Origin of the sequence: Shimia sediminis, assembly GCF_003990645.1 — a bacterium.
GTDB lineage: Bacteria > Pseudomonadota > Alphaproteobacteria > Rhodobacterales > Rhodobacteraceae > Shimia > Shimia sediminis.
This window is the reverse complement of record NZ_RYZK01000004.1, coordinates 185,610-202,948: the sequence shown is the minus strand read 5'-3', so window position 1 is coordinate 202,948 and position 17,339 is coordinate 185,610. Positions and strand designations below refer to the sequence as shown.

Annotated in this window: 17 protein-coding genes and 1 riboswitch; of the genes, 10 read left to right on the top strand and 7 right to left on the bottom strand. The window is 63.4% G+C overall.

Annotation, left to right across the window (positions count from 1 at the left end; translation table 11 throughout):
• Positions 1–2 precede the first annotated feature (2 nt).
• From EK369_RS11040 to EK369_RS11020, 5 genes are read right to left on the bottom strand one after another with little or no spacing between them, the layout of a single operon-like run.
• A complete protein-coding gene (locus EK369_RS11040) occupies positions 3–632 on the bottom strand; it encodes a precorrin-8X methylmutase (protein WP_127114297.1) in 630 nt (209 codons plus the stop codon).
• Positions 632–1,762 carry a ferredoxin-like domain-containing protein gene (locus tag EK369_RS11035; protein ID WP_127114296.1) on the bottom strand — a complete coding sequence of 377 codons (1,131 nt, stop codon included), beginning with the start codon at positions 1,760–1,762 and terminating at the stop codon, positions 632–634. Before EK369_RS11035 ends, EK369_RS11040 begins: the two co-directional genes overlap by 1 nt.
• Positions 1,759–5,094, bottom strand: coding sequence for a cobaltochelatase subunit CobN (gene cobN, locus EK369_RS11030; RefSeq protein ID WP_127114295.1), 3,336 nt, complete (start codon positions 5,092–5,094; stop codon positions 1,759–1,761). Before cobN ends, EK369_RS11035 begins: the two co-directional genes overlap by 4 nt.
• A 5-nt stretch (positions 5,095–5,099) precedes the next feature.
• A complete protein-coding gene (cobW, locus tag EK369_RS11025) occupies positions 5,100–6,137 on the bottom strand; it encodes a cobalamin biosynthesis protein CobW (RefSeq protein WP_127114294.1) in 1,038 nt (345 codons plus the stop codon).
• Positions 6,130–6,516 carry a DUF1636 family protein gene (locus EK369_RS11020; RefSeq protein WP_127114293.1) on the bottom strand — a complete coding sequence of 129 codons (387 nt, stop codon included), beginning with the start codon at positions 6,514–6,516 and terminating at the stop codon, positions 6,130–6,132. Before EK369_RS11020 ends, cobW begins: the two co-directional genes overlap by 8 nt.
• A 78-nt stretch (positions 6,517–6,594) precedes the next feature.
• Positions 6,595–6,805, bottom strand: a riboswitch (cobalamin riboswitch).
• A gap of 35 nt (positions 6,806–6,840) precedes the next feature.
• Here EK369_RS11020 and EK369_RS11015 point away from each other — a divergent pair.
• From EK369_RS11015 to EK369_RS10995, 5 genes are all read left to right on the top strand, one after another.
• On the top strand, positions 6,841–8,007 hold the full coding sequence (locus tag EK369_RS11015; protein ID WP_127114292.1) for an NnrS family protein: 1,167 nt from the start codon (positions 6,841–6,843) through the stop codon (positions 8,005–8,007).
• Between the two features lie 146 nt (positions 8,008–8,153).
• Complete coding sequence (cobO, locus tag EK369_RS11010) at positions 8,154–8,768, top strand: cob(I)yrinic acid a,c-diamide adenosyltransferase (RefSeq protein ID WP_127114291.1); 615 nt, start codon at positions 8,154–8,156, stop codon at positions 8,766–8,768.
• Positions 8,769–8,970: 202 nt separating this feature from the next.
• Positions 8,971–9,315: a Lin0512 family protein gene (locus tag EK369_RS11005; protein WP_127114290.1), complete on the top strand. Its 345-nt coding sequence runs from the start codon at positions 8,971–8,973 to the stop codon at positions 9,313–9,315.
• Positions 9,312–9,656 carry a Lin0512 family protein gene (locus EK369_RS11000; RefSeq protein ID WP_127114289.1) on the top strand — a complete coding sequence of 115 codons (345 nt, stop codon included), beginning with the start codon at positions 9,312–9,314 and terminating at the stop codon, positions 9,654–9,656. Before EK369_RS11005 ends, EK369_RS11000 begins: the two co-directional genes overlap by 4 nt.
• A 96-nt stretch (positions 9,657–9,752) precedes the next feature.
• On the top strand, positions 9,753–11,201 hold the full coding sequence (locus EK369_RS10995) for a cobyric acid synthase (protein WP_127114288.1): 1,449 nt from the start codon (positions 9,753–9,755) through the stop codon (positions 11,199–11,201).
• 47 nt (positions 11,202–11,248) lie between these two features.
• Here EK369_RS10995 and nhaA read toward each other — a convergent pair whose 3' ends face one another.
• A complete protein-coding gene (gene nhaA, locus EK369_RS10990) occupies positions 11,249–12,433 on the bottom strand; it encodes a Na+/H+ antiporter NhaA (protein WP_127114287.1) in 1,185 nt (394 codons plus the stop codon).
• An 81-nt stretch (positions 12,434–12,514) separates the two neighbouring features.
• Here nhaA and EK369_RS10985 point away from each other — a divergent pair, with 81 nt between their 5' ends.
• From EK369_RS10985 to EK369_RS10965, 5 genes are read left to right on the top strand one after another with little or no spacing between them, the layout of a single operon-like run.
• Positions 12,515–13,120 carry a VOC family protein gene (locus tag EK369_RS10985; RefSeq protein ID WP_127114286.1) on the top strand — a complete coding sequence of 202 codons (606 nt, stop codon included), beginning with the start codon at positions 12,515–12,517 and terminating at the stop codon, positions 13,118–13,120.
• On the top strand, positions 13,117–13,596 hold the full coding sequence (locus tag EK369_RS10980; RefSeq protein WP_235871403.1) for a GNAT family N-acetyltransferase: 480 nt from the start codon (positions 13,117–13,119) through the stop codon (positions 13,594–13,596). Before EK369_RS10985 ends, EK369_RS10980 begins: the two co-directional genes overlap by 4 nt.
• Before the next feature lie 43 nt (positions 13,597–13,639).
• Positions 13,640–14,320 carry a molecular chaperone DjiA gene (locus EK369_RS10975; protein WP_127114285.1) on the top strand — a complete coding sequence of 227 codons (681 nt, stop codon included), beginning with the start codon at positions 13,640–13,642 and terminating at the stop codon, positions 14,318–14,320.
• A complete protein-coding gene (locus EK369_RS10970) occupies positions 14,320–15,345 on the top strand; it encodes an endonuclease/exonuclease/phosphatase family protein (protein ID WP_127114284.1) in 1,026 nt (341 codons plus the stop codon). Before EK369_RS10975 ends, EK369_RS10970 begins: the two co-directional genes overlap by 1 nt.
• A 38-nt stretch (positions 15,346–15,383) precedes the next feature.
• Complete coding sequence (locus EK369_RS10965) at positions 15,384–15,752, top strand: hypothetical protein (protein WP_127114283.1); 369 nt, start codon at positions 15,384–15,386, stop codon at positions 15,750–15,752.
• On the opposite strand, the gene EK369_RS10960 is transcribed toward EK369_RS10965, so the two are convergent.
• A complete protein-coding gene (locus EK369_RS10960) occupies positions 15,753–17,294 on the bottom strand; it encodes a Ppx/GppA family phosphatase (RefSeq protein WP_127114282.1) in 1,542 nt (513 codons plus the stop codon).
• Between the last annotated feature and the right edge of the window lie 45 nt (positions 17,295–17,339).

The window sequence follows — 17,339 nt, the reverse complement described above, 5'->3', positions numbered from 1 at the left end:
GCTTATTCCTTACGGCTTGCGATGGCGTTGATGGCGGCCACGGTCATGGCCGAACCACCCAGACGGCCCTCGACGATCATGCAGGGCACGGGCTGATCCGCCCACAGCGCGTCCTTGCTTTCGCGCGCGCCGACAAAACCCACCGGACAGCCGATGATCGCGGCAGGGCGCGGGCAGTCGGGGTCTTCCAGCATGTTCAGCAGGTGAAACAGCGCCGTCGGCGCATTGCCGATCGCCACGATCGCGCCGCCCAAGCGGTCGCGCCAGTGTTCCAGCGCCGCCGCCGAGCGGGTGTTGCCGATCTTGGCCGCCAGCTCATGGATACCGTCCGCGTGCAGGGTGCAGATCACCTCGTTGTCCGCAGGCAGGCGCGGGCGTGTCACGCCTTCGCTGACCATGCGCGCGTCGCAGAAAATCGGGGCCCCGTCTTCCATCGCCTTGCGCGCCGCGGCAACCATGCCGGGCGAGAACTTTACATGCTCTTCCAACCCAACCATGCCCGCCGCATGGATCATCCGCACCACCACCTGCTCTTCGTCGGTGTCAAAGGCCCAGAGGTCCGCCTCGCGGCGAATGGTGGCAAAGCTCTCGTCATAGATCGCCTGGCCGTTCTTTTCGTACTCATACGGCATCAATTCTCTCCGATGCGGTCTTTTAGGGTGTCGGGCGCGAGGCCGGTTAGCCGCGGTTCATCCCACGGCAGGCCATCGCGAACAAGATCGAAAGCACCACCCCGACCCACCAGGGTCGTGCGGCACCTGCGGGGGCGGGCGCAGCCCTTGGCGCAGCCCGAAACATGCAAAGGCCCGGTGATCACATGCGCCAACTCACGGGCAACGCTGCGCGTGTCGACGCTGGCCGCCTCGCAGAGCGGTGCACCGGGGCAGGCATCCACCCGCAACAAGGGGTCATCGGCGCGGGTGATGAAATCCGAGGTCTCGAACAGCTCTGCACCCTCCAGCAGGATCAGCCGCCAGGGCGTCACCCGCATCGCCTCTGCGCCCGTCGCGTCCATCAGCGCCGCCAGCCGTCGCGCGTCCATCTGGCCAAAGCCCACGCCATAGATCGCGCCGCCTTCAGTGGTGCCGGGCGTCAGCGCCGGGGCAGGGGCCGCGCGCAGGGTGCCCTGCCAGTCGGCGGGCAATTGCGTCTTCAGCATCAGTGGTGCCATGCGACGGGTATCGCCGCGCCGGGCCGCAAACCAATCCGCCATCTCAATCAGCGCGTCCACCGCCGCGTCCCGTGCAACGACACGACCCCGAGTCATGCCATCCGCCAGAACGATCAACTCACCGCTTGGCGTGCGCTCCAGCCGGAAATCGGCCGAGTTCTCGTGGAACATCGGCGCCACCCCGGTGTCGATGGCAAACCCCACCTTGGCAGGCATCTCCGGCAACTCGGCCAGCCGCTCGGTCAAGTCCTGCGCCAAGGCGTGTGTTTCATCCCCCGCCTGCCAGAACGGCGTGATCAGGATGTTGCGCCGCCCCTCCAGCACCGGGTCATCCGGCAACAGGTCCAGCCCGGCCAGTCTTTGCAGCAAGGCCTCGTGATCGTCTTCTCTGACGCCCCTGATCTGCAGATTTGCCCGGCTCGTCAGGTCAATCACGCCCGAGCCAAATTCCTGCGCCGCCGCGCACAGGCCCAGAACCTGCTCACGGGTCACCCGTGCCAGCATAGGGCGCACCCGCACCACCAACCCGTCGCCCGACATCATCGGGCGATAGGCGCCGGGGCACCATCCCTTGGCCTCGGGGCGGCTCATGACAAGCCCTCCAGTTCGGCCAAAATCGAGTTGCGCCGCGACTGCCACAGCCCCGCCCGGTGCAACGCCGCAAACCGCTCGCGCATCGCCGCCAGCGCCTGCGGGTTCTGGTGTTCCAGAAACGCCAGAACATCCTCATTGCCCAGCGTCGCGTCGTGATAGGCGTCAAACAGCTGCGGTGGCACAGCACCCGCCAGATGCGCGAATGAGGCCATGTGATCCAGCGTCGCGGCAATCTCGGCCCCGCCCCGGAACCCGTGCCGCATCATGCCCGCCAGCCAATCCGGGTTGGTTGCCCGCGCATGTACCACGCGGGCAATCTCTTCGGGCAGGGTGCGCGCGCGCGGGGTCTCGGGGTTGGTATTGTCCACGTGATAAAGGGCGGCCTCTTTGCCGCCGGTGATCTTCTGCGCGGCGGCAAATCCCGCCTCATGCGCGGCATAATCGCTGGCCAGCAACAGGTCGGTCTCGGGCATGTCCTGCAGGTGCACAAAACTGTCCGCCTCGGCCACGCGGCTGCGAATGCCATCCAGATCGCGGGTCGGGACATCACTGTCCAGCGCAAAAGACGACGCCGCCAGCCACGCGCGTCCGGCCTCTGCGCGCCCCTCCTGGTCATATTGCTCAAGACTGTGGCCCATACCCAGCCCGTAGCTGCCCGGCGCCGGCCCATAGACCCGCGGTGCCGTCACGCGGCCCGCGAAAGGGTTCCAATCCGCCGCCTCATCCCGCTCGGCCAATGCCTTCACCGCTTGCGTGAACAGCGACGACAGGGTCGGGAAGACATCGCGGAACAGCCCCGAGACCCGCAAGGTCACGTCGATCCGGGGCCGCTCCAGCATGGCAATCGGCAGGATCTCCACGCCCGACACCCGCTCGCTGCCCTCATCCCAGACAGGCTTTGCCCCCAAAAGATGCAGCGCCATGGCGAACTCTTCGCCCGCCGTGCGCATCGTGGCCGACCCCCAGAGGTCAACAATCAGGTTTTTGGGATAATCGCCCTCTTCCTGCAAATGCCGCCGCACCAGCTCCTCGGCCAGCCGCACCCCCTGGGCATAGGCCGCCCGTGTGGGAACCGAACGCGGGTCGGTGGTGAACAGGTTCCGCCCCGTTGGCAGCACATCCGTGCGCCCACGATAGGGCGACCCCGAGGGTCCCGCCGCAATCCGTTTGCCATCCAAAGCCCTGAGAAGCGCCTCGCGTTCAGAGGCCGCCGAAGGGCCCACGTCAAAGCTGCCCGCCGCCTCGGGCACACGCCCATAGACGTGCAGCCCATCGCCAAACTGGCTCTCCTTGATGTCACAGACAAAGGTATCAATGCGCGTGATCGTTTCGGCCAATGAGGTCGCGGCATCCAGCCCCAACTCTTCGCCCAATCCCAGCGCCTGCGCCTCGTCGCGAATGTCCGCCTGCAAGCGGTCCCGCCGTTTCGGGTCCAGCCCATCGGCGTTCGAGAACTCATCCAGCAGGCTCTCCAGCCGCGAGAACCGCTCGGGCGTGGCACTCAGTTTCAAAGGCGGAGGCACATGGCCCAGCGTCAGCGCGCCAATGCGCCGCTTTGCCTGTGCGGCCTCACCGGGGTCGTTGACGATGAACGGGTAGATCACCGGCAGGTCACCAATCAGCGCCTCGGGCCAGCATGTGTCCGACAAGGCCACCGATTTCCCCGGCAGCCACTCCAACGTGCCATGCGCCCCGACGTGGATCAGCGCATCCGCGCCATGCACCCGCCGCAGCCAGAGGTAAAACGCGACATAAGAATGGCGCGGTGTGCGGCTCAGGTCGTGGTATTCGTCATCCCGCATCTCCGGCGTGCCGCGCTCGGGTTGCAGGGCGACCAGCGCAGTGCCGCGTGTCGTGGCCGCAAAGTGGAACGCCCCATCGCGACAGGCCGGGTCATCCTCCGGGGCACCCCATGTTTCCACCAGATCATCCCGCAAGGCTTGGGGCAGGGAGGTCAGAGCGACAGAGTATTCTTTCACCCCCCAAGCAATGGTTTCAGCCAACAGCGCATCGCTTAAGCCCAAACCCTGATCCGCATCGCGGATCAGATCGCGCCCACCCTCAGGCAGTACGCGATCGTGAACCTCATACCCAGCCTCTGCCAAATCTCCCAGCATCGCCTCAACGCTTGCCAATGGGTCCAATCCCACCGCATGCGCCATGTTCCAGTCGCGCCCCGGATAGGTCGACAACACGAACACCGCCCGCTTGTCCGCCGCCGGTTTCGCGGCCAGCCGCACCCAGCCCTCAACCTGATCGGCAATCGCCCGCACCCGGCCTTCATGCGGCTGGTGCGCCATGCGCGCAAACTCCAGCGCCGCGTCCCGCGTGCCCGCTTCCTTGAACGAGGCGACGCCCGCAAAAAGCCGCCCATCCACTTCCGGTAGCACCACATGCATCGCCAGATCCGCAGGGGACAACCCGCGTTCCGCTCCGGCCCAGGCCTCTTCGGTCGAGGTCGCCAGCGCCACCTGAAACACCGGCGCGCCGGTGGCATCCAGCGGAGATACTCCGTCATTTCCCTTGCCCGAAAACGCCGTCGCATTCACAATCGCCGCCGGTTGCAACGCCTTCAGCTGCAACGCAATGACCGTCCGCGCACAGGGCGCCTTTAACGACGGCGCAAACAGGCCAATCACGTCAAACCCACGCCCCCGGAACTCGGCAAACAACGCCTCAATCGGTGCCGTATCCGCCGCCGTCAGATAGGCGCGGTAAAACGTCAGTGCCACCAGCGGCTTGCTCTCATCCCTTACCGCCCGCGCATCACAGACCCCGGTCTCAGGCGTCCACGCCCCCTGATCCGGCAGGGTCTTTTTCCCCGGCACAGGCCGCGCGTACAAGCCCGCCGCCAGCGCCAACTGCGCCAAGGCCGCCTGTGCCGCCACGGCCCCGCCCGTGTCACAAAGATGCGTCAGCCGATGCAAGGTTGACGCAGGCAGGGTCGACACCTCGTCCAGCCGCACATCAGGCCGCCCATCCGCAGGCAGCACCGCCAGCGCAATGCCCTTTTCGCGCGCCAAAACCTCGATCTGCTGAATGCCATAAGGCCAATAGGAAATCCCCCCGATCAACCGGATCAGGATCGCCTTGGCGCCTGCCAAGGTCTGCTCGACATAGGTGTCGACAGACAGGGGATGTTTCAGTGCCGAGATATTCGCCAGCCGCAAGGACGGCAAATCATCCCGCCCGCGATGCCAGCCCGCCGCAAAAGCCCCGAGGTCGGAATCCGAGAACGACAATACCACCAGATCCGCCGGGGATTGTCCCAGGTCGGTCGGGGTCTCGGTCTCTTCCAACCCGTGGCTTTCACGAAAGACGACATGCATGGGGCTTAATCGACCAGCGCGGCGCGGATTGCGTCCTCGTTTACGTCATCATGCTCGGCAATCACGACCATGCGGCCCTGACGGCCCTCTTCCGGCTTCCACGGGCGGTCAAACTGATGCCGCACGCGGGCCCCGACCGCCTGCACCAACAGGCGCATCGGCTTGCCCTTGACCGCGGCGTAGCCTTTGACGCGCAGGATGTTCTGCTCTTTCGCCAGCGCTTCGATCTTGGCGGCAAAGGCCACGGGATCATCCTGTTCCGGCACGTCGATCACAACGCTTTCAAAGTCGTCATGCTCGTGATCGTCATGGCCATCGTGATGGCTGGGACGGTTGTCCATGTCATCCTCTGCAGCCGCTTCCAGCCCCAAAATCACGCGGGGGTCCACAACCCCTTCGGCCACTTCGACCACGGGCAGCGCACGCGGCGCCTCGGCCAGAACCATCGCTTTCGCCTTGGCCACACCTTCGGGGCCTGCCAGATCGGGCTTGGTCAACAACACGATGTCCGCACAGGACACCTGATCCTCGAACACCTCGGACAGGGGCGTCTCGTGGTCCAGGCTGTCATCCGCCTCGCGCTGGGCATCCACCGCCGCCACGTTCGGGGCAAAGCGCCCATCCGCCACCGCCTCGGCGTCAGCCAGCGCAATCACACCGTCCACGGTGATCTTCGAGCGGATATCCGGCCAGTCAAACGCCTTCAACAGCGGCTTGGGCAGCGCCAGACCGCTCGTTTCAATCACGATATGCTCGGGCCGCGGGTCCAGCGCCATCAGCGCTTCGATCGTCGGAATAAAGTCATCCGCGACCGTGCAGCAGATGCAGCCGTTGGCCAGCTCCATGATGTTCTCTTCCGGGCAATCGGGGATCGCGCAGGACTTCAGGATCTCACCATCCACGCCCACATCGCCAAACTCGTTGACCACAACGGCCAGCCGTTTGCCTTGAGGGTTCTGCATCAGGTTGCGGATCAGCGTGGTTTTCCCCGAGCCAAGAAAGCCGGTGATGACAGTGACGGGAAGTTTTTCAAGGTTAGACATCCGGGGTCTCCATTGGCGGAATACGTGCAATACAGTTCTTGCGGAAATGGGTTGAGCGTTCGCGCCACGGCACCAGCCCGTCGGTGGTGGCGGCATACTTCGTGGCGCCCTCGGCAACCAGCGCGACATCGTCCGCGCCGGTGAAATTGCCATAGACATAGGTCCAGCGCGCGTCGCCGCCGCGCAGGGTGATCGAGCAGCCGTGATCGCAATTCGAGAAACACTCGACCGGCGTCAGCGTCACATGCGCCGGCAGGTCCGAGGCCTCAAGCGCCTCGAACAATTGCGTGCCGGGGCGGGGGCCTTCGACATCCGTCGGCTGGCCTGCGCGACAGGTCGTGCAGACCATCAGTTCAACAGGCGCGTTCGCGTTCGCCATGTCTCATCCCTTATCTCGGGGGACGGGGAAAAGCGGGAAGCCAACCGACAGCCCGACACCGAAACACCCCGTCCGGTTACGTCAACTCAACAGCTGGCAGGTCTCCCGGCTTGCGGATCTCGGCTTCTCAGCCCTTGGTCACCCTGCCTTCCCGATCAACGTCAGTGGCAGCGGGCGACCTCTCCGGTCACGGTCGCGGGGGCGGCTGCGCTTCGGGCTGTTGTCCAATCCCTTATCGCATTCCCTATTCACCCGTATTACTACAGGCACCAGCGCGCCCAACTGAGGCAGGCAGGTGCCCTTTGTCAAGCAGGAGAGACCCCTTTGACGACCGAGGTGAACAGTTCCGACCGGGTTTGGCCTAAAACCGGCCTCTGGGCTGCATCTTATCGTGTGATGTTCCCGCTGGCAGCCCTCTGGGCGGCGCTGTGCGTGGCCCTTTGGCAATGGCAGGCGAATCTCGATCTGCCCTTTGATCTGTCGCTCGGCTGGCACATTCACGAGATGACCTTTGGCTTTGCCGGGGCAGCACTGGCGGGCTACCTGCTGACCGCCTGCCCCAGCTGGACCGGCCGCGCCCCGCCCTCGGGCTGGCCGCTGCGCGTGCTCGCGGGGCTCTGGCTCACCACACGCCTTGGCCTCCTTGTCGACCTTTCCCCCCTCACTGCGGCGACATCGCTGGCTTTCTTCTGGGGCATCGCTGCGCTGCTGGCCTATGAGGCCCATAAGGGCGGCAAACACTGGCGCGCCGGGTTCCTCTTCTTTTGTCTCGCTGCCGGGCTCGGCTCAGCCCTCTGGATCACCGCGCTCCACACCGCCACACTGCCCGCTTGGGCGCCCTATCTGCCGGTCCTCGGCTTCGCGCTGCTCCTGATCGTGGTCGGAGGCCAGCTTGTCCCGGCCTTCCTCTCCCGCGCCGCAATCCGCCGCAATGAGATCCCGCGCGAGGAACCCCTCTGGCTTGCCCCCATCGCCCTCGGCGCGCTGCTGATGGCCGCCATGGGTCTCTTCGCGGCGCGCACGGATGTCGCCGCAGGTTTCCTGCGCCTTACCGCACTCTTGCTCATGGCCCGCATGGCCTTTTGGTCGCTGCGCAGCGCCTTTCACGACCCGCTGCTCGCCATCCTCACCCTCGGCTACCTCTGGCTGCCCCTTGGCCTCTATCTCTGGGGCGCATCGCTGAATGGCAGCGGCCCCCTCAGCGAACCCCAGGCCATCCACGCCCTGATCATGGGCGCCATGGGAGGTCTGATCCTCGCCGTCTCGGCCCGCTCTATCGCCAAACGTACCCCGGACGGTCTGCGCCCCCGCCGAGGCACCCTCATTGCCTTTGCCCTCATCTGGCTGGCCACCTGCGCGCGCATGTTCGACGCGCTGGACAGTGCGGCAGCCCTCTGGTGCACCGGCTGGACCCTCTACGCGCTGCTCTACCTGCCCGCTGTCACCCGCCCGGTGCCCCGCCCGGTCTTCAGCGGTGCGCGCAACACTTAAACGCCAAATCGCTTGCGGTCCGGTTCACGCCCGACCCGCCCCCCAGGGCGGGCGCGAACATGCCCCCATGCGTCGCCCATCGCCTTGCACCCAACCAATCCCTATGCTTCTGTGCCCCCTGAAACCGCGACCCTCATGAGGCCCCCATGTCCGAGACCGATCAGAACGCCCGCCACACCGAAAAGATGAAGAAAATCAAGGCCGCCCGCGACCGCCTCATGGCCACCAAGACCGAGGAAAAGGGCCTGATCATCGTCCACACCGGCCCCGGCAAAGGCAAATCCTCCTCCGGGTTCGGCATGATCATGCGCTGCATCGCCCATGGGCTTCCCGTCGCCGTCGTGCAATTCATCAAGGGAAACTGGGCCACCGGCGAACGCGCCTTCCTCGAAGAACACTTCCCCGACGAGGTCAAATTCCACGTCTCCGGCGAAGGCTTTACCTGGGAAACCCAGGACCGTGAACGCGACGTCGCCAAGGCCCAGGCAGGCTGGGAGCTCGCCAAACAGCTGATCCGCGACCCCGCCAACCGCTTTGTCATGCTCGACGAAATCAACATCGCCCTGCGCAACGATTACCTCAACATCGACGACGTGGTCGATTTCCTCCTGACCGAGAAACCCGACATGACCCATGTCCTGCTGACCGGCCGCAACGCCAAACCCGAACTGATCGAGGCCGCCGATCTGGTCACCGAAATGACCCTTCTGAAACACCCCTTCCGCGATGGCATCAAGGCGCAGAAGGGGGTGGAGTTTTGACACTCCGACCCAAGGAAATCAACCGGGCGACCAGCCCGGTCAGCGCCCGCCCCGCCCCCCAGGCGGGCGCTTTTGCATCGTTTGGACATATTAAACCGACGTCCGGGGGTTTCGGGATAAAGTGCCTGCTTTCCGGGTCACGCAGACCCCACCTCGGGGCGGGCGCTGACCTACGCGAAACTTTTGAAGGGGGCTCAAACACATGAAAAAACGCCTGCTCACCGAATTCGGCATGGGGTCGTCGCTGCGCCGTCAGGACTATACCCAAGCCGCCTGTCGCGCGGTCAAAGACGCGCTGTGGCACAACTCGATCAACCTCGCCGAACTCTTCGGCAAGGACAAATCCGATATGCTCATCACGGTCGAGGTCGGCGTCCAGCAACCCGACCAGATCGACACCGCCAAGGTCGCGGAAATATTTCCATACGGCCAGGTCACCGTCACCCCGGTCGCGGGTGGCCTCGACGTCCCGCGCCCCACCGGCAATCCCACCGTCATCGCCAATGTCGCCATCTCCGTGGCGCTCGATCTGGGGGACCCCTCATGAGCGATCAGCGTTTCATCATCGAGATGGGCATGGGCAATGATCAGTACGGGCAGGACTATACCAAGGCCGCCGCCCGCGCCATCGAAGACGCCATCCGCCATTCCTCGATCCCGATGTTCGATGCCCTCGGGCTGGACCACACCGACATGCGCGTGCAGGTCACCATCGGTGTGCAGGAACCGGACAAGGTCGACATCACCGCCCTCACCGCCAAACTCCCGCGCGGAACAGCCACCGTCACCGCCACCTTTGGTGGTCTCAACGTCACCAACCCCGATACCGGCAACGTGCTGGTCATCGCCTCGGCTGCGGTCGAGGCCTTTCTGCCGAAACAGGGTTAAATTCGGGTTAAAATCACGGGGTATCCAAGTTGTACAACTTGGAGAGTCGGGGTCAAAAATGTTGTACAACATGGTCATTTTACGGAACCTTAACCAATGACACGGGCTTTGATGATCCAGGGCACCGGCTCGAATGTCGGCAAGTCGATGCTGGTGGCGGGCCTCTGCCGTGCCGCCACCCGGCAGGGCCTTTCTGTCGCGCCGTTCAAGCCGCAGAACATGTCCAACAACGCCGCCGTCACCTCGGACGGGGGCGAGATCGGGCGGGCACAGGCGTTGCAGGCCTTGGCCTGTGGCAAACCCTTGATAACAGATATGAATCCGGTGTTGTTAAAGCCCGAAACCGATGTCGGCTCGCAGGTTGTGGTGCAGGGCAAACGCCTGACCACGGTCAGGGCGCGCGACTATGCGGCGTTGAAACCCACCCTGATGGAAAAGGTGTTGGAAAGCTTTAACCGTCTGAAATCAAACAATGATCTGGTGATTGTCGAGGGCGCAGGCAGCCCGGCCGAGGTCAACCTGCGTCCCGGTGACATCGCCAACATGGGGTTCGCGCAAGCCGCTGATATTCCAGTGATTTTGGCCGGCGACATCGACCGCGGCGGGGTGATTGCCCAGATCGTCGGCACCCAGGCTGTGATCTCTGCACAAGACGCCGCCCTGATCCGCGGTTTTCTGGTCAACAAATTCCGTGGCGATCCCAGCCTGTTTGACGATGGCTATGCGATGATTGAACAGCATACCGGCTGGCCGGGATTTGGTGTTTTACCATATTTTTCAGAGGCTTGGAAGCTTCCGGCCGAGGATGGTCTGGACATCGCGGACGGGCAGGGCGACGGCGATCTCAAGGTGGTCTGCCTCGGCCTTTCCCGCATCGCCAACTTTGATGACCTCGACCCCTTGGCACAGGAACCCGGTGTCAGCCTGACCATGCTGCGCGCCGGTCAGCCGATCCCCGGTGACACCGATCTCGTGATCATCCCCGGCAGCAAATCCACCCGTGGGGATCTCGCGTTCCTGCGTGAACAAGGGTGGGACATCGACCTCCAGGCGCATGTGCGTCGCGGTGGTCATGTGTTGGGAATTTGCGGGGGATATCAGATGCTTGGCCATCAAATTGATGACCCTGATGGCATCGAAGGCTCCGCCGGAACCACCCCCGGCCTCGGGCTTCTGGACGTCGAAACCCTGATGACACCGGACAAGCGTCTGACCGAGACACAGGCCGTGCACGCGGGGTCAAACACGCCTTTCCACGGCTATGAAATCCACATCGGGCGCACCACCGGCCCCGACCGCACGCGCCCTTTTGCCACCGTTTCAGGCCGTGAAGAGGGCGCCATCAGCGCGGATGGCCGCATCGCCGGCAGCTACCTGCACGGCATGTTCCGGGATGATGCCTTTCGGGCGGCGTGGCTCGCTGCGCTGGGGGCAAAGTCCTCGGGCAGCGGCTATGACGCCACGGTCCAGGCCACGCTGGATGCGCTTGCCGATCACATGGAAACCCACTTGGATATCAAGGGCTTGCTCGCCGTCGCCAAATGAAAACGGCCCCGCTTGCGGGGCCGCTTTGGTCGGTTTGATGGATGGGCTTACTCGGCCGCAACCTTCTCTTTTTCCTCGGTATTTCCCGCCATGTAGAGAAGCGCAAAGCCCATCACACCCGAGACAATCGAGCCCCCCAGAACACCCAGTTTCACCTGGTTCAGCAGCTCCGGATCCTTGAAGCTCAGCCCCCCGATGAACAGCGACATGGTAAAGCCGATCCCGGCCAGACAGGCGACTCCATAGATGTGCATCCAGTTCGCCCCATGCGGCAGCCGCGCGATGCCGGACTTGACCACAAGCCAGGTGATCCCAAAGACCCCGATCTGCTTACCCAGAACCAGACCCAGAACAATGCCCAGCGGCAGCGGGTTGGCCAAATAGGCAAGCGACAGACCTTCCAGCACCAGACCCGCATTGGCAAAGGCAAAAACCGGGACGATGAAAAAGTACACATAAGGCGTCAGCCCGTGTTCCAGCGAATGCAACGGTGATTTCCCCCACCGGTCATAGAGCGGGATGAAAAAGGCCACGACAACGCCCGCCAGGGTCGCATGCACGCCGGATTTCAGAACCAGCACCCACATCACAATCCCCAGCAAAACAAAGGGTGCAATGCGGTGGATCTTCATCCGGTTCAGCACGAACAGAATGGCCAGAGGCGCCAAGGCCATAAGCAGGAAATGCACCTTGAGATAGGGTGTATAAAACACTGCGATGATCAGGATGGCACCGATGTCGTCCAGGATCGCCAGCGTCAGCAGGAACACTTTCAAGGACGCAGGCGCCCGTGCCCCGATCAGGGCCAGAATACCCAAGGCAAAGGCAATGTCCGTCGCCGCCGGAATGGCCCACCCTTTGATGGTTTCAGGATTTCCCCAGTTCAGCGCCGCAAAGATGATCGCCGGCACGGCCATGCCCCCGACCGCAGCAGCGCCCGGCAAAATCACGTCTCGCGGATTCTTCAGTTTGCCTTCGAGAAACTCTCGTTTCAGTTCCAGACCAATCAGAAAGAAGAACACCGCCATAAGGCCGTCGTTGATCCACAAGAGCATCGGTTTCTCGATGCCGTTGCCATTCATGGTTATGGCGCCCTCGGTATCGAGGAGAAAGTTGTATCCCGTTGCCAGGGGTGAGTTGGCTACCAGCATGGCGGCCGCAGCGGCCATCATCAGCATGATACCCCCGGCGGCCTCGTGTTTAAAAAATCGGTCGATTGCGGCGATCAGCATTTCAATTCCTGAGTTGAATGGTCATGATGCATAAATGGGGCATAGCCCCACAGGCACAATACCAAAAACTGGGGAAATCGCATGTTATTTGACCATTTTGCTGTGTCAGCCCTGACTTTGGACCAAGCTATTGCTCATGTTGAGGAAAAACTGGGCGTGAAAATGGGGCCGGGCGGCCAGCACGGGCATTTTGCCACGCATAACCGTCTGATCGGACTCGAGGATGGGCTCTACCTCGAAGCCATTGCCGCCGATCCGTCGGTTCCGGCGCCGGGCTATCCGCGCTGGTTTGACCTCGACAGCTTTTCCGGGGCACCCCGGATCACCAACTGGATCTGCCGGGTCGAGGATCTCGAGGCGACGCTCTCAGAGGTGCCCAAGGGCGCTGGAATGCCCGTCTCTCTGACCCGCGGAGATCTGCGTTGGAAAATGGCGGTGCCCGAAACCGGCAAGCTGCCCTGTGACGGGGCCTTTCCGGCACTGATCCAATGGCAGACCGACAAGCTGCCGGGCCTGACCCTGCCTTCGGTGGGCCTGCGTCTGACCCGGTTCGAGATCGCCCACCCCGAGGCCACCTGGCTGCGTCAGACGCTGCCAATCCACGATGACCGGCTGGTTTTCGTGCCAGGAGACGCCGCGTTTCAGGCCACGTTCGACGGGCCTTCGGGTGTGCGGACCCTGCGATGAACATCCGTCCTGCCGTCGACGCGGACGCTTTGGCGATTGCCGCGATCTGGAACAGTGAGATTCGCCAAGGGGTGAGCACCTTTAACGCGGTCGAGAAAACGACAGCCGAGGTTCAGGCCCTGATCGCGGCCCGCGCCGGGGCATTCTTCGTGGCGGAAAACGATGGGCAACCCCTTGGGTTTGCGACCTATTCTCAGTTTCGCGGCGGTGTCGGCTATGCCCATAGCATGGAGCATACCGTCTACCTTGCCGCCGCTGCGCGCGGGCAGGGGGTGGGGCGCAAACTCATGGCGCATCTTGAAAAAGCCGCGCGCAACAAGGGTGTGCATGTCCTTGTGGCGGGCATCGGCGGCGAGAACACCGCGGCAATCGCCTTTCACGCAGCACTTGGGTACGCTGAGACCGGCCGTCTGCCGCAGGTCGGCCGCAAATTCGACCGTTGGATGGACCTTGTGCTGATGCAGAAAATTCTCTGATGTCGCACTGACATTCCCCGGCGAAGCCACTACATTCCCCCCCATGTCGATCTGGACCCGCATAACCGACGCGCTCTCGGCGCTGTCCAAAGGCGAAAGCCTGAGCCGTGTTTTCGAACAACTGCGCGCGCCGCCCGAACGCTCGGTCGCCTTTGCCATTGCCGTTGTGGCACTTGGCGCCAAGATGGCCAAGGCTGACGGGCTGGTCACGCGGGACGAGGTCACAGCCTTTCGCGAGGTGTTCCAGATCGCCCGCAAGGACGAGGCCGGGGCCGCGCGGGTGTTCAATCTCGCCCGACAGGACGTCGCGGGTTTCGAAGAATATGCCAGCCGTATCAAGGGGCTGTTCGGGGAAGAACACGAAAGCTACCTCGACCTGATGGAGGGGCTGTTCCATATCGCCATGGCCGATGGCGAATATCACGAGAACGAAGACGCCTTTCTCGCGCGGGTTGCCGAGATCTTCGGCATGAGCGAACGCGAATTCCGCGCCCTGCGTGCCCGCTTCGTGCCGGATGCCGATCACGATCCCTACACAATTCTCGGTGTGCCCCAAGACATGCCTCTTAGTGACATCCGCAAGGTCTGGCGCAATCTTGTGCGCGAAACCCACCCTGACCGCATGATCGCGCGCGGCGTGCCGGAAGAGGCCGTGAAACTGGCCGAGAAACGTCTGATCGACATCAACCGCGCCTGGGACGAGATCAACGGTTCCCCCGCCTGATGCGGATCGCCACCTATAACGTCGAGTGGTTTTCCAACCTGTTTGACAGCACCGATCGTCTGTTGATGGACGATGGCTGGTCCGGTCGTCAGGACGTCACCCGCGCCCAGCAGATCGAGGCGCTGGGCATCGTCTTTACCGCCATTGACGCCGACGCCGTGATGATCATCGAGGCCCCGGATGAGAACGGCCGTCATTCCTCGGTCATGGCGCTGGAAAACTTTGCCGCCGCCTTTGAGCTGCGTTGCAACCGGGCCCTGATCGGGTTTGGCAATGACACCCAACAGGAAATTGCGCTGCTCTATGACCCCGAAAAGCTGACAGCGCGCCATGATCCCCTGGGTCATGAGACCGGCAAGAAAGGGGCAGGGGACGCGCCCCGCTTTGACGGGGTGTTCCGCATCGATCTGGACGTGGACGCCACCGAGGACATGGTGCGGTTTTCCAAACCCCCGCTCGAAGTGGCGCTGACCACGGACCGGGGCAACGACATTCGCCTGATTGGCGCGCATCTGAAATCCAAGGCCCCCCATGGCGCGCGGGGCCGGGACGAGGTCATGCGCATGTCCATCGCCAACCGGCGCAAGCAACTGGCCCAGGCGATCTGGCTGCGCCAGAGGGTCGAACACCACCTGAAACGGGGGGATCCCCTGATCGTTTTGGGTGATCTCAACGACGGTCCGGGTCTGGATGAATACGAAGACCTGTTCGGGCGTTCCTCGGTCGAGATCATCATGGGCGAGGACGGCGCGCATTGCCTCTATGACCCCCACGCCCGCCAGGCCATGCGCTCGCGCTTTGGCGCGAAGGCCTCGACTTCGCGGTTCTATCTGGCTGAGAAAAAGAAATACCTGCAGGCGCTGCTGGACTATGTGATGATCTCGTCCGACCTGCGCGACAAATCCCCCAACTGGCGTATCTGGCATCCCTTTGATGATCCCGACTGCTACGCCGTGGCCGAATTGCGCGGCGCTCTGCTGGTGGCGTCGGACCACTTTCCCGTGGTGCTCGATATCGACGTCTGAACCTTTAAATCAAGGCCGGGACGCCCTATCTTCTGGGCATGAAACCTGTCACGCTTTTGCCCCGTCTCGCCCTCGTCGCCGCGCTTGCAGCCTCGCCTGTCATGGCCGAGGAAACACCCGAAGGCCGCTCGATGATGGAAGACGGCATCCTGCTGTTCCTGGAAGGTCTGCAAAAGCAGATGGAACCCACCATGGACGAGTTGCAGACCTGGGCGGATGAACTCGGCCCGGCGTTGCGCTCCTTTACCGAGGAAATGGGCCCTGCTCTGGCGGACCTGATGGAACAGGTCGAAGACTGGAGCGCCTATCACCCGCCCGAGGTTCTGCCCAACGGTGACATCATCATCCGCCGCAAACAGCCCGAAGAGGTCCCGCAAGGGGCCGATGAGGGCGCCACAGATATCTGACTATTTCAAAACCGTGACCGAGCCGGTGGCCTCCAGCGCATCGACCAGCGACTGAAACCGCGCCTCTGCCACCTCGCCATAAAGCGCCGCCGCCGAGGGGGGCAGGGTCAATTGCAACTCGCGCTTTTTCGGCCGCCAGACCAACTCGCCCATATCGGCCGAACTGTCCAACCACAGCATCGCCCCGAACCGCAGCGCCTTGCCCAGCACCTCGGCCTGTTTCAGCTGCTTTTCGTCCAAGAGGTCGAACATGTCCTCGAACCGCGTGCCTTCGCGCTTGTTGCGATAGCGGTGCAGCAACGCCAGCCCCAGGAACACCCGTTCCGAATGGCGCATACCGCCAAGGTTGGCGCGGGTCGCATTGTCGAAACACACCTCGGCGCGGTAATCCGGATGCGCGCGCCAGCTGACGTCATGCAACAGACAGGCGGCCTTGATCAGGCGGCGGCGTTCCTCGTCCGCCGATTTGAACAGCGGCTGGATGAACTGGTAAAGCGCCTTGCCGAACCCCGGCAAACGCGCGTCCTTGACCTCGGCAAAACGGCAGCTTTCGATCAACGGGTCGCGGCGCCGCAGCCGGTCCGGCATCTGCTCGTAAAGCATGCCCTCGCGAATACCGTAAGAGCTGACCGCGATGTCATGCGGTTTGAACCGGCGCACCACGCCTTTCAACACGTCAATGGCATAGGGCACCAGCGACATCCGGCTTGATGAGACGCCACAGCGCAGGCGCAGCTCTTCCAGATCGTTGTCCTTGATGTATTGCGCCGTGGCGTTGATCGCCTTGGCGCTCATGCGGTACTCGTGCAGCACGCGCAGCGGGTATCCGCGCCGCTCCATGTCGATCCGGGCAATCGCCCGCCACGAGCCGCCCACAAGGAACAACCGGTTTCTTTGGCTGCCCATCTCGTCTTTCAGCTGGTCCAGCACCGTGTTGATATAGGCGCGCCGCCCTTTCTTGCCGCCTTTGACATCCTTGAGCTTCAGTGGCCCCAAGGCCGAGGTGACGCGTTTGCCAACCGAGTCGCGGTCAATCTCGGCCAATTCCATCGACGACCCACCAATGTCGCACACCAGCCCATAAGAGCCGGGCCAGCCAAGCAAAACGCCCTGCGCCGACAGCCGCGCCTCTTCGGCGCCGTCGATGACGTGGATCTTCAACCCGGTCTCGCGCAGCACTTCCTCGCAGAAATCGGGGCCGTCGCTGGCCTCTCGCACCGCTGCTGTGGCGACCGCAGTCAGCTCTCCGTGGCATATCTGGCGCGCGACTTCCTGGAAACGGCGGATCGCTGACAGGGCGCGCTCGCGGCCCTCGGGGTTCAGCCGCCCGGTTTCCGACAGACCCGCCCCCAGCGCACACATGATCTTTTCGTTGTAGAAATAGGCCGGGCTGCGCGCGGCGCCGTCAAACACCACGAGCCGGACCGAGTTCGACCCGACATCAACCACGCCAACCCGAGAAAGCGCCCGCGCCGAAGGGTCGTCAAACAGCGGTCTGCCAAACGGCCCCCACTCCTGCGTGGTGTCGCTGCTTCCGTCCATTACGTCCCCCATGCCGGTACGCTGTCCAATCTGCGACAGGCCCGG

Excerpts from the sequence above, each read along its gene's own strand:
- EK369_RS11040 (WP_127114297.1), bottom strand. The coding sequence starts at position 632 with ATGCCGTATGAGTACGAAAAGAACGGCCAGGCGATCTATGACGAGAGC.
- EK369_RS11035 (WP_127114296.1), bottom strand. The coding sequence starts at position 1,762 with ATGAGCCGCCCCGAGGCCAAGGGATGGTGCCCCGGCGCCTATCGCCCG.
- cobN (WP_127114295.1), bottom strand. The coding sequence starts at position 5,094 with ATGCATGTCGTCTTTCGTGAAAGCCACGGGTTGGAAGAGACCGAGACC.
- cobW (WP_127114294.1), bottom strand. The coding sequence starts at position 6,137 with ATGTCTAACCTTGAAAAACTTCCCGTCACTGTCATCACCGGCTTTCTT.
- EK369_RS11020 (WP_127114293.1), bottom strand. The coding sequence starts at position 6,516 with ATGGCGAACGCGAACGCGCCTGTTGAACTGATGGTCTGCACGACCTGT.
- cobO (WP_127114291.1), top strand. The coding sequence starts at position 8,154 with ATGTCCGAGACCGATCAGAACGCCCGCCACACCGAAAAGATGAAGAAA.
- EK369_RS11005 (WP_127114290.1), top strand. The coding sequence starts at position 8,971 with ATGAAAAAACGCCTGCTCACCGAATTCGGCATGGGGTCGTCGCTGCGC.
- EK369_RS11000 (WP_127114289.1), top strand. The coding sequence starts at position 9,312 with ATGAGCGATCAGCGTTTCATCATCGAGATGGGCATGGGCAATGATCAG.
- EK369_RS10995 (WP_127114288.1), top strand. The coding sequence starts at position 9,753 with ATGACACGGGCTTTGATGATCCAGGGCACCGGCTCGAATGTCGGCAAG.
- nhaA (WP_127114287.1), bottom strand. The coding sequence starts at position 12,433 with ATGCTGATCGCCGCAATCGACCGATTTTTTAAACACGAGGCCGCCGGG.
- EK369_RS10985 (WP_127114286.1), top strand. The coding sequence starts at position 12,515 with ATGTTATTTGACCATTTTGCTGTGTCAGCCCTGACTTTGGACCAAGCT.
- EK369_RS10980 (WP_235871403.1), top strand. The coding sequence starts at position 13,117 with ATGAACATCCGTCCTGCCGTCGACGCGGACGCTTTGGCGATTGCCGCG.
- EK369_RS10975 (WP_127114285.1), top strand. The coding sequence starts at position 13,640 with ATGTCGATCTGGACCCGCATAACCGACGCGCTCTCGGCGCTGTCCAAA.
- EK369_RS10970 (WP_127114284.1), top strand. The coding sequence starts at position 14,320 with ATGCGGATCGCCACCTATAACGTCGAGTGGTTTTCCAACCTGTTTGAC.
- EK369_RS10965 (WP_127114283.1), top strand. The coding sequence starts at position 15,384 with ATGAAACCTGTCACGCTTTTGCCCCGTCTCGCCCTCGTCGCCGCGCTT.
- EK369_RS10960 (WP_127114282.1), bottom strand. The coding sequence starts at position 17,294 with ATGGACGGAAGCAGCGACACCACGCAGGAGTGGGGGCCGTTTGGCAGA.